Raw genomic sequence first — 21829 nt, 5'->3', positions numbered from 1 at the left:
CGATGGCGCAAATCCAGGCCCTTTCTCCGGCATTTCCCAAGAAGCAAGGCCGCGACGTGGGCTTCGCGCTCGGGATCGTCGCGATCCTCGCGATCCTGTTCCTGCCGCTTCCACCTATCCTCATCGACATGGGCCTCGCGTTCTCGATCGCGCTGTCGGTCCTGATCCTTATGGTCTCGCTGTGGATCCAGCGTCCGCTCGAGTTCTCGTCGTTTCCGACGATTCTTCTGATTGCGACGATGCTGCGGCTTGCGATGAACATCGCGACGACCCGTATCATCCTGTCCCAGGGCCATGAAGGCACAGATGCCGCGGGCAGCGTGATTCATGGCTTTGCGAACCTCGTCATGTCCGGCGACTTCGTCATCGGCCTGATCGTGTTCCTGATTCTGATCGTCGTGAACTTCATCGTCATCACCAAGGGCGCCACGCGCATCGCGGAAGTCGGCGCCCGCTTCACGCTGGACGCGATCCCCGGCAAACAGATGTCGATCGATGCCGACCTGTCGGCGGGCATCATCGACGAGAAGGAAGCGCAGCACCGCCGCAAGGAGCTGGAAGAGGAAAGCTCCTTCTTCGGTTCGATGGATGGTGCGTCCAAATTCGTTCGCGGCGATGCGATTGCCGGGCTTTTGATTACCGCCATCAACATTTTCGGCGGCATCATCATCGGCTATACGCGCCACGACATGCCGATCGGCGAAGCGGCCGACGTCTTCGTGCGCCTGTCCGTCGGCGATGGTCTCGTCACGCAGATCCCCGCGCTGATCGTCTCACTGGCCGCTGGCCTCCTGGTGGCACGCGGTGGCACGACAGGTTCGGCCGATCAGGCCGTCATCGGTCAGCTCAGCCACTATCCGAAGGCGCTGATCGTCGCGGCCGTGCTGATGTTCGTGCTCGCGATCATGCCAGGCCTGCCGTTCCTTCCATTCGTGGCGCTTGGCGGCGTCATGGCTTTTGGTGGCTGGGTCATTCCACGGCAGATCGAAGCGGTGAAGCTTGCGGAGGCCGAGGTCGAGCGCAGCACGAAGATGGAAGAGCAGGCGAAGGAAAAGGACTCGGTCAAGTCCGTGCTGAAGACCGCCGAAGTCGAGCTTCTGCTCGGCAAGCACGTCTCGTCGCGGCTGCTCGGCGCGCATCAGGAACTGGCGTTCCGCGTCGGCAAAATGCGCAAGAAGTTCGCGATGCAGTACGGTTTCGTCGTGCCCGAGATCAAGGTCAGCGACGACTATTCGGTGCCTCAGAAGGGCTACCAGATCCGCATCCACGGAACGGTCGTTGCCGCAAACGAGCTGCGGGTGGGTGAGGTGATGGTGGTCAAGCAGGCCGGCCGCATGCCGAGCGTGCCGGGCGACGATATCCGCGAGCCCGCTTTCGGCATGCCCGCGATTTCGATGCCCGAAAGCTTCACCGAAGACCTCAAGCGTGAAGGCTTTCAGCCGATCGACAACGTTTCCGTCGTGCTGACGCATATGAGCGAAGTCATTCGCAACAATTTGCCGCAGCTTTTGTCCTACAAGGACATGAAGGTTCTACTCGAACGGCTCGACCCCGAGTACAAGAAGCTCGCTGACGAAATCTGCTCGTCGCACATGACCTATTCGGGCCTGCAGGCCGTGCTGAAGCTGCTGCTTGCCGAGCGCGTCTCGATTCGAAACCTGCATCTCATCATCGAAGCGGTTGCTGAACTCGCGCCGCATGTGCGCAAGACCGAGCAGATCGTCGAGCACGTGCGCATCCGGATGGCCCAGCAATTGTGCGGCGATCTGGCCGAGAACGGCGTCCTGCGCGTGCTACGTCTTGGCAACCGCTGGGATCTCGCCTTCCACCAGGCGCTCAAGCGGGACAACAAGGGCGAGGTCGTCGAATTCGATATCGATCCGCGCCATCTGGAAGAATTCAGCGATCAGGCCACGAAGGTCATCCGCGAGGAGTTGGACAAGGGTCGTCCTTTCGTGCTCGTCACTGCGCCCGATGCGCGGCCTTACGTGCGCATGATCATCGAACGCCTCTTTGCGACCATGCCCGTCATTTCGCATGTGGAGATCGCCAAGGGACTCGAGATCAAGGTTCTGGGTTCGATCTCTTGATCACCGATCCCGAAGGCTCGGTTCTCGCTCTTTTCGCGGCGTTCTGCAGGATCGGTGCCTGTTTCATGCTGCTGCCGGGCTTCGGCACCATTCGCGTGCCTCTGCAAATCAGGCTCTTGGTTGCGATCGGCATTTCCTTTGCGCTCGCGCCGCTCATGTGGGACCAGATCTATCCCCGCGTCTCGGAAGGCGGCCCGGGTTATATCGGCATCGTCGGGGTCGAGCTTCTCATCGGCTCGGTCATAGGCCTTCTGGCGCGCTACTACGTAGCCGCGCTCCAGTTCGCGGGTTCGGTCATCTCCATGGTCATCGGCTTCAACGGCATGCCGGGTGGCGGCATCGAGGACATGGAGCAGCACACCGACCTGTCTCGACTGATCAGCTTCACCGGCATCCTCATGCTGTTCATGCTGGATTTCCATCATGTGGTGATCGTGTCGCTGACCAGTTCCTACGACTTCATGCCGCTCGGCCTCGCTTTCGACTCCCAACTGGCCCTGGTATCGCTGACCGACACGCTGCTCGCTTCGTTCCGGCTGGTGCTTCAGTTATCCAGCCCGTTCATCATCTACGGTCTCGTCTTCAACCTCGCCGTGGGTCTCGTGAACAAGCTTGCGCCCCAGATTCCGGTCTACTTCATTTCGCTGCCGTTCCTGATCGCCGGCGGCCTGATCCTGATCTATTTCGGGTCGACCGATTTCTTCCGGCTCTATGGCGCCGGTTTCGAACCGATCTTCATGGAGCGGTGAGGCGATGATCGACCGGCACGCAAAACTGAAACGCCTTGCAACCGTGCAGCGGCAAATGGAGCGCGTCGCCGACGTCGAGCTTGCCGACATCATGCGCGAGCGCGCTCTCGTCGCCGACAAGATCGATGCGCTTGTGAGCGCGCTTGCCTCACCGGCACCTGTGCACGCAAACTTCTCCAAGCTCTACGGCGTGCAGATCGGCAAACTCAAGATCCGCGACCAGATTCTCACCGGGCGCATGCAATTGCAGCAGAAGAAGGTGATCTCCGAGAAGGCCAAGGCGGATCGTCTCGACGAAGTGACGGCCGAGGCGCTCGAAGTCGTCGAGCGGGAGAAGCAGGACCTAGAACTTGAGCAACTGCTTGAATGCATTGGTGCAATCGACGCTCAAGCCTCCCGTAAGTTTCATCGACCATAGTCACGCCATGTTGATTTGACGGTGCGTCGATGCAGATCGCGCCGGAACGTTCCAGCACTGAAGGCCTGTCCATGATGGACGGCGCAGCGCTCAAGCGACGGTGCATATCTTGGCTATCTCCACCGCGAGCGACATCGTTCTCGACGTGATCAACGCAGCAGATCCGTCGAGCGTGCGCGAAGCTCACCGCGCACTGACGGCCAAGGCCGCCAATGGTGCGCAGTCGGCGTCGATCGAGTTTTCGATCGCTCGCGATGGGAGCTCAGCCTCACGCATCGACCGCAGCGGAATGTCGCCGGCCGACGATGCGATGAAGACCTATCGGGACTTCGAGGCCATGGTGTTGCAGACTTTCGTCAAATCGATGCTTCCACAGGATGCCGAGGAAATGTTCGGCGAGGGGACGGCGGGCGAAATCTGGAAAGGCATGATGGCCGAACAGCTCGGCCGGATGATTTCCGAGGGCGGCGGCATCGGCATTGCCGAACAGCTTGCACCGAATGGCGAACGCATCACGGCCGAGGGCCGAATGGTATCGCCGCATACACCGGACGCTGCACGCGACCGCGCGACCATGATGCTTGAAGAGCTGCAACGGACGACGCTGAACGACTGGAAAGATCTTGAGGGACAGGAACGCACTGAAGCTGCGGACAAATTCGCCTAAGCTTCAGTCAACCATTTGCTTTGCCGATAACAATGAAAAGGCCAGACATGGAAACCAACGGCACTGAACTGAGAATCTCCGGCGTCTTGGGCCGGCTGGAAGCCGTACTGGAGCGCGAGAATTCGCTCATCGGCACCGACGCTCGTTTCGATATCACCGCATCAAACGCACAGAAGAGCCGCTGCCTCTATGAACTGAATCTGCTGATCAAATCGCTCGAACCGGCAGAGCTTCCTCGCGCCGCTGGGGATCGTCTGATCCGTCTTCGTCGCGTGGTCGACACGAATGCCACACGCGTCAAAGCGCATATGGAAGCCGTGCGCGACGTGACGGACCTGATCAACGAGGCCGCCCAGGCTGCCGAAGCCGATGGCACCTATTCCATGGACATCTTCAGGCCCGCGGCACAATGATCAAGCTTGCGCTCACCGCCGTCTGGATCTGCGCCGTCACACTCGGCGCGGTCTATTTCGCGATCCAGACATCCTCGACCAACGAAGCGGAAGCCGCCGTGCCGCCTCCGTTCTTCGGTGGGCTCGATTATGTGCGCGGTGAGGTGATTTCGGTTCCGGTCGTTCGCGACGGCGCCGTGCAGGGCTATTTCCTCGCTCGCTTGGTCTTCACTGCCGAGCCAGAGAAACTTTCGAAGCTTTCGATCGAGCCGCAGACGCTGATCACCGACGAGCTCTACACACACCTGATGGGCAACCCGAACATCGATTTCACGGCGATGGAGACGTTCGATCTGACGCTGTTCCGCGAAGGGGTGCGCGATGCGCTGAACGCGCGCGTCGGGGAAAAGATCTTCCACGAGATCATCATCGAGCAGGTGGACTACCTGACTAAGGAAGAAATCCGCTCGAACGCTCAGCGCCGTCGTCCGGCCGCGCCTGCAGCGGCGGCTGCGGCGACTGAGCCCGCGGCGGCGGAAGAACCTGCTGCCCATTGAGCCTAGAGCCCGAATTTCGAGACTCGACAGTTGATTTTCTCGTCGCGATAGCGTCAACGCCTGGCTGACGCACAATGCGGAGACCAGGATGACGGCGCAAATCCTCGATGGCAAAGAGATCGCCAAGGGCGTGATCGCCAGGGTGAAATCGGAAACCCATGCGCTCGTGCGTGAGACGGGCGTGACGCCGGGGCTGGCGGTCATCATCGTCGGCGACGACCCGGCAAGCCACGTCTACGTGTCATCCAAGAGCCGCACGGCTGAAGAGTGCGGCTTCCGGTCGAGCCAGTTCACGCTGGAGGCAACGACCAGCCAGGACGAGCTTGCGGCTCTCATCGCGAAACTCAACGCAGACAAGTCGGTGCACGGCATCCTCGTCCAACTTCCCCTGCCGGCAGGGCTCGATGCCGACGCGATCATCCAGGCGATCGATCCAGCCAAGGACGTCGACGGGCTCGGCGTTGCCAACGCCGGCAAGTTGATGACCGGCGACCTCAAGACAGGGCTGATTTCGTGCACGCCGGCCGGCGCCATGGTTTTCGTGCGCCGCGTCCACGGCAACGATCTCTCAGGCCTCGACGCCGTGGTCATCGGCCGGTCGAACCTTTTCGGCAAGCCGATGGCGGCGCTTCTGCTTGCGGCCAATGCAACGGTGACGACCGCTCATTCGAGAACGAAAGATCTCGCTGCCCACTGCCGGCGTGCGGACATCCTGGTCGCTGCGGTGGGCCGTGCGCAGATGGTCCAGGGCGACTGGATCAAGCCGGGTGCCACCGTGATCGATGTCGGCATCAATCGCATTCCTGCACCGGAACGCGGCGAGGGGAAGACGCGCCTGGTCGGCGACGTGGATTTCCAGGCGGCCGAAGAGGTCGCGGGCACGATCACGCCGGTGCCGGGCGGTGTCGGCCCAATGACCATCGCCATGCTGATGGCCAATACGCTGATCGCGGCCCACCGGGCCGCAGGCCGCGAACCGCCGGTGTTCTGAAGGAAAGAACTGGTGGTTCAGCCCGTTCGCTGCTGACGACCGATGTCCAGCTCGGTCGGGGCAGGACCGGTCGAGGCACGCATGATCAGCTCTACCGGCCACACTTCCTGTTGCTGATCGAGCGTCGAGCGGGCTACGGCGTCGATGAGCCGTTCGCCGATGCGCGCACCGGCAGCCCGGATCGAAGAGCGCGTCGTCGTCAGCGGCGTCGTGAAGTTTTCCGGCTTCAGGTAGGGGAAGACGTCGTCATGCGCGATCAGCGAGATGTCGCGACCGACTTTCAGGCCGCGCTGGTTGATCGCACGGACGGCGCCGAGTGCCAGCAGCATGCTCGAGCACAAGACGGCCGTTGGAGGCTCGTCCGTCTCCAGGCAGCGGACCATGCCGCGGTACCCGTTCTCCTCGGTCATGGCGAACTCCTGACAGTGCGCCGGGTTCAGGCTTAGGTCGCGGCTCTTGAGCGCTTCTTCGAGCCCCGCGCGCCGCGCGATCGCGAAGGTCAGATAGTCAGGCCCGTTGAGAAGCGCGATCCGGCGATGTCCCAGTTGCAACAGGAGATCCGCGGCATCGCGGAAGGCGCCGTGATTGTCGATGTCGAGTAGCGGATAATCGTGCGGCCCATCGCTTGTCGCGCGCCCGTGGACGACGAACGGGAGCTTCAGGGACTTGAGAAGATCGATGCGTGTATCGTTTCGACGCGTATAGGCAAGGAAGATCGCGTCGACGCTGCCGCTGGCCGCGAGCTTGCGGAATGTGGCTTCCTCATCTTCCGGCCGGCTCGGATGGACCACGAGCAGGATGTCTTCCGACACGCAGACTTCGCCGAGGCCTGACAGGAATTCCGAAAAGTGCAGGTCGGTATCGCGCCCCGGGCTGGACGGCATGATCACGCCGATCGAGCCGGCTTTGCCCGTGGCCAGACGCTGGGCCGCGCGGTTCGGCCGGTACCCGGTCGCCTGCACGGCTTGCAGAACGCGTTGACGCGTGCGCTCATTGACTTCAGGATAGCCGTTCAGTGCACGACTGACCGTCGTTTGGGAGAGGCTCAGATGCTTGGCCAACTCTTTCAGGTTCACGGCCGTCACTCCCTCAGGCCCGGCATGCTGCATTGCACCAAAGCGCTTTGGCCAGCGCACTGCCGTGCGTCGGGACGAGACGTGCCCTTGTCTCGGCGGTGCTTCAGATCACGGCGCGATGATACGCGCTTATTCATCATATGCTACTGAAAATGGATCGGTATTGGCGTAATTCAGGAGTTTATTGATAAGGTGCCTTGACTTGGACCGCGGCATCAAATCTTGTCGCTTCGGCCAAAGCGCTTTGGATTTTTGGCCGCTCGTAGCGGTGGCCATTTGCTCAACGTTATGGTCTCTGATCGAAAGAACGCGTTCAGACGAGTGAACTGACTGGGAGGGAACCCGATGAAGAACTGGCTCATGATGAGCGTTGCCGCCGTGGCTTTGACGGCCGGCTCCGCAAGCGCTCAGGAACTGATTTTTGCGCCTGGCGAAGAGGATCGTTTCAACTGGGAAAGCTTCGAGGCATTTTCCGAAGCGCACAACCTCGATGGCGAGACCTTGACGATCTTCGGACCATGGCGTGGCGAGGACCAGGCGCTTTTCGAAAGCGTCGCCGCCTATTTCGAGGAAGCGACCGGTGTCACGGTCAATTATTCGTCTTCTGAAAATTACGAGCAGCAAATCGTCATCGACACCGAAGCGGGCAGCCCGCCGGACGTCGCGATCCTGCCGCAGCCGGGCCTCATCGCCGATCTCGCATCCAAGGGGCAGTTGACGCCGCTTGGCGACGAGGCCTCTGACTGGCTGCTCGAAAACTATGCCGCCGGCGAAAGCTGGGTCGATCTCGGCACTTATGAGGGGCCCGATGGCGAGGCATTCTATGCGTTTCCCTACAAGATCGATCTGAAGTCGATCGTATGGTACATTCCGGACAACTTCGCCGATGCCGGCTACGAGGTTCCCGAGACCTACGAGGATCTGAAAGCTCTTACGGAGCAGATCGCTGCCGATGGCTATACGCCCTGGTGCATCGGGCTCGGTTCAGGCGGTGCGACGGGCTGGCCCGCCACTGACTGGGTTGAAGACCTGATGCTGCGCACCCAGGCGCCTGAAGTCTACGACCAGTGGGTCACCAACGAGATCGCCTTCAACGATCCTGCCGTGATCGGCGCGATCGAGGAATTCGGCTTCTTCGCGAAGAATAACGATTTCGTGCAGGGCGGGAGCCAGGCTGTCGGTTCGACCGACTTCCGTGAAAGCCCGAACGGCATGTTTGCATCGCCGCCGGAGTGCTTCATGCACCGCCAGGCATCATTCATCTCGTCCTTCTTCCCCGAAGGTACCGAGCTCGGTCTCGATGCGGACTTCTTCTACCTGCCGGCATCGGCTGAAAACGATCTCGGCCGTCCGGTTCTCGGTGCCGGCACGCTTGCTATGCTGACACGGGACACGGAAGCCGGCCGCGCCTTCATCGAGTTCCTGCAGACGCCGATCGCCCATGAGGTCTGGATGGCGCAGTCGGGCTTCCTGACGCCCTACACCGGCGCCAATCTCGATGCCTACGCGAATGATGCGCTGCGTCGCCAAGGTGAGATCCTGACGGAAGCAACGACATTCCGCTTCGATGCCTCCGACCTGATGCCGGGCGCCATCGGTGCGGGTGCTTTCTGGACGGCGATGATCGACTATGTCGGCGGCGCGTCGGCAGAAGACGTGACGACGGCGGTTCAGAATTCCTGGGACTCCATCAAGTAACACGACCAAGGCTGCCGGCTCCCTTTCGAGGGAGCCGGCCAGCTCGACGCGCGGCATGATGCAGATGCGCGGGCAAGAGCATACCCAGACCAAAGCCATGGCAGCCGAAGCGGGCGGCCAAAGGGGAGGCTGATCGCATGGAACAGTTCGCAGGCGCACTCCTCACCGTCATTGTCGGTGTTCTCGGCTGTGCGCTCTATTTCTTCGGCTCGAACTGGCTGCTCGACGCGGCCTTTCCGTCGCGGGGACGCGATGCCGTGACGGCTGCGCGCAACATGCGACGCGTCGATGCCATCCGCCCCTGGCTCTTCCTTGCGCCGGCGCTGCTCGCGCTCGGGATCTACCTCGTCTATCCGGTCTTCGAATCCCTCAGACTTTCTCTGCACGACCGGTCGGGCCGGAACTTCGTCGGTCTCTCCAACTATGTCTGGATGGTCAACAATCCGGGCTTCCGCGAGTCCATGTTCAACAACATGCTCTGGCTGCTTTTCGTGCCGGCGTTGTCGACGTTTCTCGGGCTCGTCATCGCTGCGCTCACGGATCGCATCTGGTGGGGCAACATCGCCAAGTCGCTGATCTTCATGCCGATGGCCATTTCCTTCGTCGGCGCGTCGGTGATCTGGAAATTCATCTACGACTACCGCGGCGCAGGCTCCGAGCAGATCGGCATTCTCAATGCGCTCGTCGTCTATTTCGGCGGCGAGCCGCAGGCCTGGATCACGATCCCCTTCTGGAACAACTTCTTCCTCATGATCATCCTCGTCTGGATCCAGACGGGGTTTGCGATGGTCATTCTATCGGCTGCACTGCGCGGCATTCCCGACGAGACCATCGAGGCGGCGGTGATCGACGGGGCCAACGGTTTCCAGATTTTTTTCAAAATCATGATCCCGCAGATCTGGGGCACGATCGCGGTTGTCTGGACGACGATCACGATCCTGGTTCTCAAGGTCTTCGACATCGTGCTGGCGATGACCAACGGGCAATGGAACACGCAGGTTCTCGCCAATCTCATGTTCGACTGGATGTTTCGCGGTGGCGGCGACTTCGGACGCGGCGCGGCGATCGCCATGGTGATCATGCTGCTCGTCATCCCGATCATGGTCTGGAACATTCGCCGGGCCAGCGCCGAAATGGAGGGCCGCTGATATGGGAGGCGCCGGTTCCGCAAAATCCCCGCTCACCTGGGCCGTTCATCTCTCGGTGTTGCTGCTGGTCGTCCTCTGGACGCTGCCGACGGCCGGCCTCTTCATCTCGTCCTTCCGCGACAAGGACCAACTGGCGATCTCGGGTTGGTGGACGGCGCTCGCCGGCTCCACCCAGAACCTGCAGGCCCGCACTGGAACCTCTGACGACCAGGTCGAGCGCGACGGCGTCTTCATCCTCGAGGGCAATGTCTTCGGCGAGGGGAGCGGCACCGTGTCGGCGTTCGGCACGTCGGGCCTTAACCCCACGGAATACGAGCCCGGCGCCGAAGCGGAGCTGCGCGAAGGTGGCGTGCTGACCGTCGCCGAGGATGGCACTTATGCGATCACGTCGCAGAGTGAGCTCGAACTGCCGCGCGGCGCGCGCATCTTCTTCACGACCACCGTTCCGCCACGTTTCACGCTCGACAATTACCGCGAGGTGCTCGCGTCCGAAGGCATCGGCCGCTCCTTCATCAACTCGCTGACGGTGACCATCCCGGCGACGATCATTCCGATTCTGATCGCGGCCTTTGCAGCCTATGCGCTCGCCTGGATGAAGTTTCCGGGCCGGGCGATCCTGATCGCCGTCATCGTCGGCCTGCTGGTCGTGCCGCTGCAGATGTCGCTGATCCCGCTTCTCAGAATGTATAACGGGATCGGTGCCTTCCTCGGCGTGCCGGCCAAGACCTATCTCGGCATCTGGCTTGCGCATACGGGCTTTGGTCTGCCGCTCGCGGTCTATCTCCTGCGCAACTATATCGCCGGGCTGCCGCGGGAGATCATGGAATCGGCGCGTGTCGACGGGGCAAGCGACTTCGAGATCTTCACGAAGATCGTGCTGCCGCTCTCGTTTCCGGCGCTCGCTTCCTTTGCGATTTTCCAGTTCCTCTGGACCTGGAACGACCTGCTCGTCGCCATGGTGTTCCTGGGCGCGCAGGACAGCGAACTCGTTTTGACTGGGCGTCTGGTCAACCTTCTCGGATCACGCGGCGGCAACTGGGAAATCCTGACGGCATCTGCCTTCATCACCATCCTGGTGCCGCTCGCCGTGTTCTTCACCCTTCAACGCTACCTCGTCCGCGGCCTCCTCGCGGGCTCCGTGAAAGGCGGATAGTCCTCCCAAATGACGATTGCCATGAACAACTTGACCGAAAACGCGACATTGCTCACCGAAAAGGCCGCTGACCAGGATTGGTGGCGCGGCGCGGTGATCTATCAGATCTATCCGCGCTCCTTCCAGGACACGAGCGGCGACGGCGTCGGCGACCTTGCCGGGATCGCGCAGCGCATCCCCTACATCGCATCGCTCGGCGTGGACGCGATCTGGATTTCGCCGTTCTTCACCTCGCCGATGAAAGACTTCGGCTACGACGTCTCCGACTATTTGAGCGTCGATCCGATGTTCGGCACCGTGCACGATTTCGACGAAATGATCGCCACGGCCCATGCCCATGGCCTCAAGGTCATGATCGACCTCGTAATTTCGCACACGGCGGACATCCATCCCTGGTTCGTCGAAAGCCGCTCCAGCAAGGACAATGCGAAAGCCGACTGGTATGTCTGGGCCGACGCCAAGGACGACGGCAGCCCACCCAACAATTGGCTGTCGATCTTCGGCGGCACCGCGTGGGAATGGGATTCCACGCGCTGCCAGTATTACATGCACAACTTCCTCACCTCGCAGCCGGACCTCAACTTCCACAATGAAGAGGTGCAGGCGGCCGTGCTCGATGTGGCGCGCTTCTGGCTCGACCGCGGCGTGGACGGCTTCCGGCTCGACACGATCAATTTCTACTTTCACGACCGGCAGCTGCGCGACAATCCGAGCCTGCCGGTGGAGCGCCGCAACGCAAAGACTGCGCCCGCGGTGAACCCCTACAATTGGCAGGAACATCTCTATTCCAAGAGCCAGCCGGAGAATGTCGAGTTCCTGCGCCGCTTGCGCGCGCTGATGAACGAGTATCCGGCGATCGCGGCTGTCGGAGAAATCGGTGACAGCCAGCGCGGGCTGGAACTGATGGCCGAGTATACCGGCGGCGGCGACAAGATGCAGATGTGCTACGCCTTCGATTTCCTGGCGCCGGAAGTACCGACGGCGGAGAGTGTCGAAGAGGTGTTTACAACGCTGCGCCAGGCTTCGGAAGACGCGTGGCCGTGCTGGGCGATGTCGAACCACGATGTCGTGCGCCCGGCGACCCGCTGGGGCGACCATGTGCGCGACCGCACGGCCTATATGAAGCTGCTTGCCGGGCTCATGGCATCGCTGCGCGGTTCGCTCTGCCTCTATCAGGGCGAAGAACTGGGACTGACGGAAGCCGACATTGCCTATGACCAGCTGCAGGATCCTTACGGCATCCGCTTCTGGCCCAAGTTCAAGGGTCGTGACGGCTGCCGCACGCCAATGGTCTGGGACGGCGACGATGCAAACGCCGGGTTCTCAAACGGCCGGCCGTGGCTTCCGATCCCGGGCGAGCATCTCGGCCTCGCAGTCGACAAGCAGGACCATGTCCAGGGCTCGATGCTGAACCATTACCGGAAGCTTCTGGCATTCCGGAAGGCGCATGAGGCCCTGCGTGTCGGCACGATGTCTATCCTGAAGGCCGAAGACGGTATCCTGATCATCGAGCGAAAGGCCGGAGACGAGACGATCCTGTGCGTCTTCAATCTGTCTGAGGAGCGTCGGGACTTGAAGCTCGACAACCCTCGCATCCAGGCGATGGGCGATCATGATTTTTCGGGCCTCTACCGCGACGGCATCGTCCATCTGGGTGCTTTCGATGCGTTTTTCGGCAAGTCGGACTGAGGATCGAGAGGAAACGTCGAGTGCGGGTGGCCCGAAGGCCATTCGCCCGGACGGGGGAGCGAGATGACCGCAGTACAGCTCAATAACATCAAGAAGTCCTATGGCAGCGTGGATGTGATCCATGGTGTCGATCTCGACATTGAGGAGGGCGAGTTCGTCGTCTTCGTCGGCCCATCCGGCTGCGGAAAATCGACGCTTCTCAGGATGATCGCAGGTCTCGAGGAGATTTCCGGGGGCACGCTTTCGATCGGCGGGCAAGTGGTGAACGACATCCCGCCATCCAAGCGCGGCATCGCGATGGTGTTCCAGTCTTATGCGCTCTATCCGCACATGACGGTCTACGACAACATGGCCTTCGGCATGCGGATCGCCAAGGAAAGCACGACGGAAATCGACCGGCGTGTGCGTGCCGCAGCCGACATTCTTCAGCTCACCCAGTATCTCGACCGCCTTCCGAAGGCGCTGTCGGGCGGTCAGCGGCAACGCGTCGCCATCGGGCGGGCCATCTGCCGCGATCCGAAGGTGTTCCTTTTCGACGAGCCGCTGTCGAACCTCGATGCCGCACTGCGCGTGGCGACTCGCATCGAGATCGCCAAGCTGCATGAATCCATGCCTGAAACAACGATGATCTATGTCACGCACGACCAGGTCGAAGCGATGACGCTGGCTGATCGCATCGTCGTGCTGTCCGCTGGCCGGATCGAGCAGGTCGGGTCGCCGATGGAGCTCTACAGCCGGCCCGCCAACCTCTTCGTCGCCCAGTTCATCGGGTCGCCTGCCATGAACATCATCCCGGCGCGGATCGAACAGGCCGGCGCTGAGACCACCGTGACGCTGACCGGCGGCAAGGCAGCCAAGCTCGATATCGCGACCGATCCGTCACAGCAGGGCAAGCCGGCGAAATTCGGCGTCCGGCCGGAGGACCTGACGGTCGCGAGCGGGGACGATTATCTTTTCGAGGGGCGGGTCGCCCTGTCCGAAGCGCTCGGCGAGGTGACCCTCTACTACATCGAGGGGCTGGTCGAGAACGAGCCGATCGTCGTGAAGCTTCCCGGCAACCAGCCGGCGCGGCGCGGCGAGACGGTGCGTTTCACCGCGGATCGGGATCGTCTTCATCTCTTCGACGAGGGCGGGCAGAGCTATCGATCCTAACGCGCTGCCCGTCGAAAGGCGGGATTTGAAACTTCCGGCATGCATCTCCGTATAATCTCAAGTCCTGGCTGACAGGACCGAACCCAAACGGAGCTATCATGATCAAGTCGATTTCAGCGGCCGCGGCTATCGTCGCGGTGCTCGCTACTGGTGCGTCTTATGCGCAGTCTAATCCGACGGTCGGCGGTGCAGCGATGTTTGAAGATCGCACCATTGTCGAGAACGCGGTCAATTCCCCCATTCACACGACGCTCGTCGCCGCCGTGCAGGCTGCGGACCTCGTCGAAACCCTCTCGAGCGCAGGCCCGTTCACGGTGTTCGCGCCCGTCAACGACGCTTTTGCGGCTCTGCCGGCCGGTACTGTCGAAGGTCTGCTTCAGCCAGAGAGCAAGGATCAGCTCGTCAAGGTGCTGACTGCGCACGTCGTCGCCGGCGATCTCTCGGGCGGCGAGCTTCTGCGTGACGTTCAGGCGGCAGGCGGTGAGCTGGAACTGACGACCGTGAGCGGAGATACGCTGACGGTGGTGGAATCCGGTAACGGCCTTGCCGTGCGCGACGAGAATGGCGGAATGGCGATCATCACGACGGCAGACGTCGATCAGTCCAACGGCGTGATCCACGTCATTGATGCGGTCCTCTTGCCGAACTGAACCTATCGATTTCAGACGGGGCCTGGGAAGGACGCGCGGCTTTGGCATTATGACCAGAGCCGCGCGTCTTTGTTTCAGTAAAGGACGCTCGCGCCTTCGCTGGCGGGACCGGCGACTGCGCGGAAGGCCGCAAAAAGCTCGCGACCCATGCCGAAGCCATTTTCGGTGAGGTCGGCCGTGACGGCCTCCCGCATTTCCCATTCGGCAGCGTCGACCAGCACCGACAATTCGCCGGTGACGGCATCGACACGGACGATGTCGCCTTCACGCACTCGCGCGATCGGGCCACCATCGGCCGCCTCGGGCGTGACGTGGATCGCGGCGGGCACCTTGCCGGATGCGCCCGACATGCGCCCATCGGTGACGAGCGCCACTCGGTAGCCACGGTCCTGCAGCACGCCGAGCGACGGCGTGAGCTTGTGGAGCTCGGGCATTCCGTTCGCCTTCGGTCCCTGAAAGCGGATCACGGCCACGAAGTCCTGGTTCAACTCGCCTGCCTTGAACGCATCGATCAGCGACTGCTGGTCGTGGAAGATCTTTGCCGGTGCCTCGATCACATGGCGGTCCGGCTTCACGGCCGAAATCTTGATGACGGCGTTACCGATATTGCCCTTGAGCATCTTCAGGCCGCCATTCGACTGGAACGGCTCGTCCACGGTCGCAAGGATCTTCGGCTCGGCGCTTTCCTTGAGCGCCGGGCGGCGCTCGATTGCGCCTGCGTCATCCATTCCGATTTCGATGGCATAGGGTTCGAGACCCTTGCCCCAGACGGTGCGCACATCGTCGTGCAGCAGGCCCTTCGAGAGCAATTGTCCGATCAGGTAGCCCATGCCGCCGGCCGCGTGGAAATGGTTCACGTCGGCAAGGCCGTTCGGATAGACGCGGGCGAGCAGCGGGATCACGTCCGAGAGCTCTGAGATGTCTTCCCAGGTGAGCCTGATGCCTGCCGAACGGGCCATGGCGACCAAGTGCAAGGTGTGGTTGGTGGAACCGCCGGTCGCGTGCAGACCGATGACGCCGTTGACGATCGAGCGTTCGTCGATCATCTCGCCCGCCGGCGTGAAGTCGTTGCCGAGTGCGGTGATGGCGAGGGCGCGGCGGGTCGCTTCCTTGGTCAGCGCATCGCGCAGCGGTGTGTTCGGGTTGACGAAGGACGACCCCGGCAGATGGAAGCCCATGATTTCCATGAGCATCTGGTTGGAGTTGGCGGTGCCGTAGAAGGTGCAGGTGCCCGGTCCGTGGTAAGACTTCGATTCCGCCTCCAGCAGCTCCTCGCGGCCGACCTTGCCTTCGGCGAAGAGCTGGCGGATGCGGGCCTTTTCGTCGTTCGGCAAGCCGGTTGTCATCGGACCCGCCGGAACGAACACGGCCGGCAGATGGCCGAAAGTCATCGCCGCGATCATCAGGCCCGGCACGATCTTGTCGCAGACGCCGAGATAAAGCGCTGCGTCGAACATGTTGTGCGACAGGCCGATGCCGGCAGACATCGCGATCACGTCTCGCGAGAAGAGCGACAGTTCCATGCCCGGCTGGCCCTGGGTGACGCCATCACACATGGCAGGCACGCCGCCGGCAACCTGGGCGACGCCGCCGGCTTCCCGTGCCGCCTCGCGGATCATGTCCGGGAAGCGCTCGTAGGGCTGGTGGGCGGACAGCATGTCGTTATAGGCCGTGATGATGCCAAGGTTCGGCACGCGGTCACCGGCCAGCGCATCCTTGTCGTTGGGGCCGCAGGCGGCAAAGCCGTGGGCGAGGTTGCCGCAGGCGAGCGCCGCGCGGTGCGGGCCCTGTCTGGCCGCGCGGCGGACGCGGTCGATATAGGCTTCGCGAGTCGGCTTGGAGCGCTCGACGAGGCGGCGGGTGATCGTTTCGATGCGTGTATCGGCAGCCATGGTTTCGCTATCCCGTTGTCAGTTCGGTTCGGCTGACTTCAGCCGGGCGAAGATCGGGCGTCAGGGCGCCCAGTAGATTTGGATCGGTGCCGGCGCATGAGCGAACACGGCGCGGATCGGCATGTCGTTCGCGTCTTGTCCGGCCATCGCCTGGTCGAGGACCTGGCGTTTTTCGGCGCCTTCGATGTGAAGCACCAGAAGCGGCGCTTCAACGATCCGGGGCAGCGTGAGCGTCAATCGCGGTTCGCCGGCGCCGGGCGCTTCGATCGGAATAACAGCCGTCGGCATGTCGGGGTCGATCGTTTCTGCCAGCCGGTCGCCGCCCGGAAAGAAAGATGCCGTATGACCATCCGTTCCAAGTCCCAAGATGGCGACGTCGATCGGTCGGGGCAAGGCGTCGATCACACCCGATGCGCGGTCCGCGGCGAGGTGGACCTCCGGCGCATCGTTGAAAAGCGGCACGAAGCGCGCGCGTGCGGCGCGATCCACGAGCAGGTTTTCCACCACGAGCTTCTGGTTGGACCGCTCGTGCGTTTCCGGCACGAAGCGCTCGTCGATGAGCGTGACGGTGACCTGATCCCAGGCAAGCTCCTTGCCGGACAAGGCCTTGAAGAAGGACTTCGGCGTAGAGCCACCCGACACCGCGAGCGTTGCGCGGCCCCGCGCACTGACGGCAGCGTTCAAGGCTTCCGCGACTGCGTCGGCAAGCGCTTCGGCGAGTGCAGCCCGATCGGCAAATTCGTGGAGCTTCGGCGACACCGGCATCGGATCAGAGCTCATGCCAGGTGCGGCCGTCGCGTTCGATCAGCGCGATCGCCTGGCTCGGACCTGACGTTCCGGCCGTATAGCCCTGGACCTGCTGCCCGGTATCGTCCCACGACTTCAGGATCGGATCGACCCAGCGCCACGCAGCCTCGACTTCGTCGCGGCGCATGAAAAGCGTCTGGTTGTTGCGGATGACGTCGAGCAGCAGGCGCTCGTAAGCATCGGGATTTCGGACGTCGAAGTTTTCGGCAAAGGTCATGTCGAGCGGCACGTGGCGCAGGCGCATTCCGCCCGGGCCCGGATCCTTGATCATGATCCACTGCTTGACCGCTTCGTCTGGCTGCAGGCGGATGACGAGCTGGTTGGCGATGACGCGGCCGGCGCTCTCGTCGAAGATGGAGTGCGGGATCGGCTTGAAGGCGATGACGATTTCCGAGGCGCGCTCGGCCATGCGCTTGCCGGTGCGCAGGTAGAACGGCACGCCGGCCCAGCGCCAATTGCCGATCTCTGCCTTGATGGCGACGAAGGTCTCGGTGTTCGAGGTGCCGCTCTCCAATTCGTCGAGGTAGCCCTTGACCGGCCCGCCGGCCGAAGCTCCCGCGCGGTACTGGCCGCGCACGGTCATCTGCTGGACGTTGCGGCTGGTGATCGGGCGAAGGGCGCGCAGCACTTTCAGCTTTTCATCGCGCACGGCCTCTGCGTCCATCGACGATGGCGGCTCCATCGCGACGAGGCAGAGCAACTGCATGATGTGGTTCTGCACCATGTCGCGCAGCGCGCCGGCGGTGTCGTAATAGCCGGCCCGGCCTTCGAGGCCGACGCTTTCGGCAACCGTGATCTGGACGTGGTCGATATGCGCGGAATTCCACAGCGGCTCGTAAAGCGCGTTGGCAAAGCGCAGCGCCATCAGGTTCTGCACCGTCTCCTTGCCGAGATAGTGGTCGATGCGGAAGACCTGCTCTTCGCGAAAGACGCTGCCGATCGTGTCGTTCAGTTGCCGCGCCGAAGCGAGATCGCGCCCGATTGGCTTTTCGACGACGATCCGGGTCTTCTCGGTGATCAGCTCATGATCGCGGATATGCTGGGAAATATCACCGAAGAGGGAAGGCGAAACGGCGAGATAGAAGGCGCGGATGCGATCCTCGCCCTCGGCCAGAAGTTCCTTGAGATCACCCCAGCCCTTGTCGGATTTGGCATCGACGGCGACGTAAAAGAGGCGTTCGAGAAATTTTTCCACTTCGGCTTCATCAAGGCCGCCATTGCCGACATGCTCGACAAGCGCAGCGCGTGCGAACTCGCGGAACTCGTCGTTGGAAAGTTCGGAGCGCGACGCACCGATGATGCGGGTCGGCTCGGTCAGCTGGCCGGCTTCCTGGCGGTGATACAGTGCCGGAAGGAGCTTGCGCTCGGAAAGGTCGCCCGTACCGCCGAACACGACATAGTCGAAAGGATCGACCGGAATGATCTGGCTGCTCATCGCATCAAGTCCCTGCAATCGGTGTCGTCGAGGCTTTTAATCTAATCGATTTAAAAAGGCCAGAGCGTGGCGATACTTTTGGTTTACGTCAGATTCGGTCACGCAGCGAAAACCATGTCATCGCCAGGAAAAGCAACGGTTGGCGCAATCGCGTCCCGCCAGGGAAGGCGGGGATCTTCAGACGCTCGAACTGGCCGAGCCGGCTGCGATCGCCCAGCACCGCATCGGCATAGAGCTTGCCGCAGTAGTTCGACAATTTCACCCCATGGCCCGAATAACCGCCGATCGTGATCACATGCGGCATCACTTCGCGCACGAAGGGCTGGCGCGGCATGGTGATCGCGACTGACCCCCCCCAGGCATGGGTCATGTCTATATCGCCAAGCTCCGGGTAGATTTCTGCGATCTGCTTGCGGATGTGCGACTTGATGTCGGTGGGGCTTTCCGATGTGTAAGCCTCGCGTCCGCCAAACAGCAGCCGACCATCGAGGCTCTTGCGAAAGTAGCGCACCACGAAACGACTGTCGTCGACCGCTTCGCCGCCTGGAATGATCGTCGCCGCGTCGATCGGCACGGTCGCGCCGATAAAGGAGCGGATCGGCATCACATGGGCAGCCGTGACCGGCTCGAGATCGCCGATATGGGCATTGCAGGCGAGAAGCGCGTGGCTCGCAGTGATCGTGCCGCGGTCGGTCGTGACCGTGATGATGCCATTGGCGCTGGAGATGCCCGTCGCGCGCGTATTCTCGTAGAGTTTCGCGCCTGCCGCATCGGTGGCGCGTGCCAGCCCTGCGACGAGCTTCATCGGGTGGATATGGCCGGTGCCCATGTCGCGCATGCCGCCGAAGAAGCGCGTCGACCCGAGGCGTTCTGCGGTCTCGGCGGCGTGCATGAACGTCGCCTGGGTGTAGCCGTAGCGCTCGGCCAGAATGTCGACATAGGAGCGGAAATCATCGACATAGCGCTTCTTGTGCGCCACCGAGAGCTGGCCCGGACGGAACTCCATATCGATGCCGAGCCGCTCGGCGAAGTCTATCAGGTAGCGCTTGCCGTCCTCGGCGAGATCAAACAGCGCTTTAGATGTCTCCAGTCCGTACTGCGATTCCAACGTGGTGACGTCTTCGCGCTGTCCCGTGCCGATCTGGCCGCCATTGCGCCCGGAGGCGCCGTCGCCAAAACGAGCAGCGTCTATCAGGACGACATCGACGCCGGCGACGGCCAGATTATAGGCCGCCTGCAAACCCGTATAACCGCCACCGACGATGACGACGTCGGCTTGACTGGAGCCATCAAGCGCTGGAAAGGACGGCCGCTCGGCAAGCACGTCCTCGTACCAGGAGATGCCGGGCGAGATGGGGCTTTGATAGGCGATGGTCTGTTCCGTCATCATGTCGTGGCTTCGCGCCGGCCGATCAGCGCAATTTCGCTTTTCGTCGAATCGCTCAATTGCTCTGAGTTTTTGATTTGTCGCGTTTCCGAACGGTGAACCGGTATCCACTTCACCTGGAAACGCTCAGACGTTCAGCAGGAGGTATTCACGCTCCCACGGACTAATCACCTGCATGAAGGTTTCGAACTCGCCGCGCTTCAGCCCGCAATAGGTGGCGATGAAATCAGCGCCGAACACGTCCTGAAACGCGGGTTCGCTTTCGAGCAACGACACGGCTTCCAGCAGCCCTCGGGGGAGATCGACCGTCGTACCCTCATTGGCGGTGTGCGCGGTTGGTGCCGAAGGCTTTACGCCGCGCACCATGCCGAGATAGCCGCAAGCGAGCGACGCGGCGAGCGCAAGATAAGGGTTTGTGTCGGATGAGGGGAGGCGGTTTTCCACGCGCCTTGCGCTCGGATCGGAACTTGGCACGCGGAAGGCGGTGGTGCGGTTGTCGTAGCCCCAGGCATTGTTGACGGGGCAGGCCATGTCCGGAGTCAGCCGGCGATAGGAATTCACGTATGGCGCCATCATGACGAGTGCCTTGGGCACGAAGTGCTGCATGCCGCCGATGAAGGAAAAGAACTCTTGCGAGGCCTCGCCCTTCTCGTCTGCGAAGACGTTGCGCCCCGTTTTTATGTCGACGACCGACTGGTGGATGTGCATCGCCGAACCCGCCTGGCCCTGCATCGGCTTGGCCATGAAGGTGGCGTACATGTTGTGGTTCAGCGCCGCCTCGCGCAGCGTGCGTTTGAAGAGGAACACTTGGTCGGCGAGCTCGATCGGATCGCCATGGCGCAGGTTGATTTCGAGCTGTGCCGGACCCTCTTCATGGATCAGCGTATCGATCTCCAAACCTTGCGCTTCGGAGAAATGGTAGATGTCGTCGATCAGCTCGTCGAACTCGTTGACGCCTGCAATGGAATAGGCCTGGCCACCGGCAATGGTTCGGCCCGATCGACCCTTCGGCGGCTGCAGCGGATAATCCGGATCATCATTCTTCGCGACGAGATAGAACTCGATCTCGGGTGCGACGACCGGCTGCCAGCCACGCTCGCGGTAGAGACTGACGACGCGCTTCAGAACGTTGCGCGGCGTATAGCCGACCTCGTTGCCCTGGGTATCGACAATGTCGCAAACGACCTGCGCCGTGGGATCGGTTTCCCAAGGAACGACCGAGAGCGTCGACAGGTCCGGCACGAGCTTCAGATCGCCATCTGTCGGGTCATAGCGGAAGTCGCCCGTCTCTTCGGGATATTCGCCGGAGATCGTGTGTCTGAACAATGCGGAGGGAAGCGATAGCGACGTGTTGGACGTGAATTTCGACGTCGGCATCATCTTGCCGCGCGGCACGCCGGCAATGTCGGGCGTTATGCATTCAATGTCTTCGATACCACGCCACTTCAGCCATTCGCTGGCTTGCTTCCAGTCTTTTACACCACGTTTCTGGTCGATGAAGGCTGGACGTTTGCGGGGACGTTCCGTCCTTGCTGCGTCCGGATGAAGTTCGATTCTGGAAGGCATCAATCACCGTTTCAGTTTATGTCGATATGAGCATAGACCGGCGAAGTGACGGGCGAAAGACCTGAGCCTAATCCTCGATCTGATCCGTGGCCGATCGCGCCGCCGGATCAAATGCGGCGCTTGCGCGTTAATCCGTTCATCACGGGCAAGCAAAAGGATCATCCCCATGCTGAAATTTATCGGCGGCACTGTTGGTGTCATCTTCTTGATCGGTCTTCTGGTCGTCATCGGTTTGCTAAGTCTAATTTTCTGACGCCGACACTCAAGTCTCGCGACATCGAGACAGAGTCACTCTCCCGCAGTCTGCCGGCC

Annotated in this window: 19 protein-coding genes and 1 pseudogene; 14 read left to right on the top strand and 6 right to left on the bottom strand. The window is 61.8% G+C overall.

Annotation, left to right across the window (positions count from 1 at the left end; translation table 11 throughout):
- Nucleotides 1-2 precede the first annotated feature (2 nt).
- The 7 genes from flhA to folD all read left to right on the top strand — a co-directional run bounded on the left by flhA (nucleotide 3) and on the right by folD (nucleotide 5864).
- Nucleotides 3-2090: a flagellar biosynthesis protein FlhA gene (gene flhA / locus GC125_RS19075; protein WP_151987143.1), complete on the top strand. Its 2088-nt coding sequence runs from the start codon at nucleotides 3-5 to the stop codon at nucleotides 2088-2090.
- The gene (gene fliR / locus GC125_RS19070; RefSeq protein WP_151987141.1) at nucleotides 2087-2839 is read left to right on the top strand and encodes a flagellar biosynthetic protein FliR; all 753 of its coding nucleotides are present in this window, start codon (nucleotides 2087-2089) and stop codon (nucleotides 2837-2839) included. The genes flhA and fliR overlap by 4 nt, the downstream gene beginning before the upstream one ends.
- A 4-nt stretch (nucleotides 2840-2843) precedes the next feature.
- Nucleotides 2844-3257, top strand: coding sequence for a hypothetical protein (locus GC125_RS19065; RefSeq protein WP_151987139.1), 414 nt, complete (start codon nucleotides 2844-2846; stop codon nucleotides 3255-3257).
- Between the two features lie 109 nt (nucleotides 3258-3366).
- Nucleotides 3367-3924 (top strand): rod-binding protein, encoded by a 558-nt coding sequence (locus tag GC125_RS19060; protein ID WP_151987137.1) that lies wholly within the window; start codon nucleotides 3367-3369, stop codon nucleotides 3922-3924.
- Nucleotides 3925-3971: 47 nt separating this feature from the next.
- On the top strand, nucleotides 3972-4337 hold the full coding sequence (locus tag GC125_RS19055; RefSeq protein WP_151987135.1) for a hypothetical protein: 366 nt from the start codon (nucleotides 3972-3974) through the stop codon (nucleotides 4335-4337).
- Nucleotides 4334-4873: a hypothetical protein gene (locus GC125_RS19050; protein WP_151987133.1), complete on the top strand. Its 540-nt coding sequence runs from the start codon at nucleotides 4334-4336 to the stop codon at nucleotides 4871-4873. The genes GC125_RS19055 and GC125_RS19050 overlap by 4 nt, the downstream gene beginning before the upstream one ends.
- Before the next feature lie 88 nt (nucleotides 4874-4961).
- Complete coding sequence (folD, locus tag GC125_RS19045; RefSeq protein WP_151987131.1) at nucleotides 4962-5864, top strand: bifunctional methylenetetrahydrofolate dehydrogenase/methenyltetrahydrofolate cyclohydrolase FolD; 903 nt, start codon at nucleotides 4962-4964, stop codon at nucleotides 5862-5864.
- Nucleotides 5865-5881: 17 nt separating this feature from the next.
- Here the strand turns inward: folD and GC125_RS19040 are convergent, their stop codons facing one another.
- Nucleotides 5882-6973 carry a substrate-binding domain-containing protein gene (locus tag GC125_RS19040; RefSeq protein WP_151987129.1) on the bottom strand — a complete coding sequence of 364 codons (1092 nt, stop codon included), beginning with the start codon at nucleotides 6971-6973 and terminating at the stop codon, nucleotides 5882-5884.
- Nucleotides 6974-7285: 312 nt separating this feature from the next.
- On the opposite strand from GC125_RS19040, the gene GC125_RS19035 reads away from it, so the two are divergent.
- From GC125_RS19035 to GC125_RS19010, 6 genes are all read left to right on the top strand, one after another.
- Nucleotides 7286-8638 carry an ABC transporter substrate-binding protein gene (locus GC125_RS19035; RefSeq protein WP_151987127.1) on the top strand — a complete coding sequence of 451 codons (1353 nt, stop codon included), beginning with the start codon at nucleotides 7286-7288 and terminating at the stop codon, nucleotides 8636-8638.
- A gap of 137 nt (nucleotides 8639-8775) precedes the next feature.
- A complete protein-coding gene (locus tag GC125_RS19030; protein ID WP_151987125.1) occupies nucleotides 8776-9786 on the top strand; it encodes a carbohydrate ABC transporter permease in 1011 nt (336 codons plus the stop codon).
- Between the two features lies 1 nt (nucleotide 9787).
- The gene (locus tag GC125_RS19025; protein WP_151987123.1) at nucleotides 9788-10939 is read left to right on the top strand and encodes a carbohydrate ABC transporter permease; all 1152 of its coding nucleotides are present in this window, start codon (nucleotides 9788-9790) and stop codon (nucleotides 10937-10939) included.
- 21 nt (nucleotides 10940-10960) lie between these two features.
- Entirely contained in the window at nucleotides 10961-12628 is a 1668-nt protein-coding gene (bglA, locus tag GC125_RS19020; protein WP_151987121.1) for a beta-galactosidase BglA, read from the top strand.
- Nucleotides 12629-12691: 63 nt separating this feature from the next.
- Entirely contained in the window at nucleotides 12692-13780 is a 1089-nt protein-coding gene (locus GC125_RS19015) for an ABC transporter ATP-binding protein (protein WP_151987119.1), read from the top strand.
- A gap of 98 nt (nucleotides 13781-13878) precedes the next feature.
- Nucleotides 13879-14430: a fasciclin domain-containing protein gene (locus GC125_RS19010; protein ID WP_151987118.1), complete on the top strand. Its 552-nt coding sequence runs from the start codon at nucleotides 13879-13881 to the stop codon at nucleotides 14428-14430.
- A 74-nt stretch (nucleotides 14431-14504) separates the two neighbouring features.
- On the opposite strand, the gene edd is transcribed toward GC125_RS19010, so the two are convergent.
- From edd to GC125_RS18985, 5 genes and pseudogenes are all read right to left on the bottom strand, one after another.
- Nucleotides 14505-16322 carry a phosphogluconate dehydratase gene (gene edd, locus GC125_RS19005; RefSeq protein WP_151987116.1) on the bottom strand — a complete coding sequence of 606 codons (1818 nt, stop codon included), beginning with the start codon at nucleotides 16320-16322 and terminating at the stop codon, nucleotides 14505-14507.
- A 60-nt stretch (nucleotides 16323-16382) separates the two neighbouring features.
- Nucleotides 16383-17081: a 6-phosphogluconolactonase gene (gene pgl / locus GC125_RS19000; RefSeq protein ID WP_151988087.1), complete on the bottom strand. Its 699-nt coding sequence runs from the start codon at nucleotides 17079-17081 to the stop codon at nucleotides 16383-16385.
- Between the two features lie 10 nt (nucleotides 17082-17091).
- On the bottom strand, nucleotides 17092-18564 hold the full coding sequence (gene zwf, locus GC125_RS18995; protein WP_151987114.1) for a glucose-6-phosphate dehydrogenase: 1473 nt from the start codon (nucleotides 18562-18564) through the stop codon (nucleotides 17092-17094).
- Nucleotides 18565-18652: 88 nt separating this feature from the next.
- A complete protein-coding gene (locus GC125_RS18990) occupies nucleotides 18653-19951 on the bottom strand; it encodes an NAD(P)/FAD-dependent oxidoreductase (RefSeq protein WP_502706112.1) in 1299 nt (432 codons plus the stop codon).
- A gap of 126 nt (nucleotides 19952-20077) precedes the next feature.
- Nucleotides 20078-21439, bottom strand: a pseudogene (locus tag GC125_RS18985) (glutamine synthetase family protein); the annotation flags it as partial.
- Nucleotides 21440-21683: 244 nt separating this feature from the next.
- On the opposite strand from GC125_RS18985, the gene GC125_RS20435 reads away from it, so the two are divergent.
- Nucleotides 21684-21770, top strand: a complete 87-nt coding sequence (locus GC125_RS20435) for a small membrane protein YohP (protein ID WP_126012834.1) — start codon at nucleotides 21684-21686, stop codon at nucleotides 21768-21770.
- The last annotated feature ends 59 nt before the right edge of the window (nucleotides 21771-21829 follow it).

The sequence above is a fragment of the Rhizobium sp. EC-SD404 genome, from assembly GCF_902498825.1.
Lineage (GTDB): Bacteria > Pseudomonadota > Alphaproteobacteria > Rhizobiales > Rhizobiaceae > Georhizobium.
The sequence above is the reverse complement of the archived record's forward strand: the minus strand, read 5'-3'. Positions and strand labels throughout refer to the sequence as shown.

Bases quoted from the DNA above. Each gene is read 5' to 3' on its own strand.
- flhA (WP_151987143.1), top strand. From the start codon at position 3: ATGGCGCAAATCCAGGCCCTTTCTCCGGCATTTCCCAAGAAGCAAGGC.
- GC125_RS19065 (WP_151987139.1), top strand. From the start codon at position 2,844: ATGATCGACCGGCACGCAAAACTGAAACGCCTTGCAACCGTGCAGCGG.
- GC125_RS19055 (WP_151987135.1), top strand. From the start codon at position 3,972: ATGGAAACCAACGGCACTGAACTGAGAATCTCCGGCGTCTTGGGCCGG.
- GC125_RS19050 (WP_151987133.1), top strand. From the start codon at position 4,334: ATGATCAAGCTTGCGCTCACCGCCGTCTGGATCTGCGCCGTCACACTC.
- folD (WP_151987131.1), top strand. From the start codon at position 4,962: ATGACGGCGCAAATCCTCGATGGCAAAGAGATCGCCAAGGGCGTGATC.
- GC125_RS19040 (WP_151987129.1), bottom strand. From the start codon at position 6,973: ATGCAGCATGCCGGGCCTGAGGGAGTGACGGCCGTGAACCTGAAAGAG.
- GC125_RS19035 (WP_151987127.1), top strand. From the start codon at position 7,286: ATGAAGAACTGGCTCATGATGAGCGTTGCCGCCGTGGCTTTGACGGCC.
- GC125_RS19030 (WP_151987125.1), top strand. From the start codon at position 8,776: ATGGAACAGTTCGCAGGCGCACTCCTCACCGTCATTGTCGGTGTTCTC.
- GC125_RS19025 (WP_151987123.1), top strand. From the start codon at position 9,788: ATGGGAGGCGCCGGTTCCGCAAAATCCCCGCTCACCTGGGCCGTTCAT.
- bglA (WP_151987121.1), top strand. From the start codon at position 10,961: ATGAACAACTTGACCGAAAACGCGACATTGCTCACCGAAAAGGCCGCT.
- GC125_RS19015 (WP_151987119.1), top strand. From the start codon at position 12,692: ATGACCGCAGTACAGCTCAATAACATCAAGAAGTCCTATGGCAGCGTG.
- GC125_RS19010 (WP_151987118.1), top strand. From the start codon at position 13,879: ATGATCAAGTCGATTTCAGCGGCCGCGGCTATCGTCGCGGTGCTCGCT.
- edd (WP_151987116.1), bottom strand. From the start codon at position 16,322: ATGGCTGCCGATACACGCATCGAAACGATCACCCGCCGCCTCGTCGAG.
- zwf (WP_151987114.1), bottom strand. From the start codon at position 18,564: ATGAGCAGCCAGATCATTCCGGTCGATCCTTTCGACTATGTCGTGTTC.
- GC125_RS18990 (WP_502706112.1), bottom strand. From the start codon at position 19,951: ATGACGGAACAGACCATCGCCTATCAAAGCCCCATCTCGCCCGGCATC.
- GC125_RS20435 (WP_126012834.1), top strand. From the start codon at position 21,684: ATGCTGAAATTTATCGGCGGCACTGTTGGTGTCATCTTCTTGATCGGT.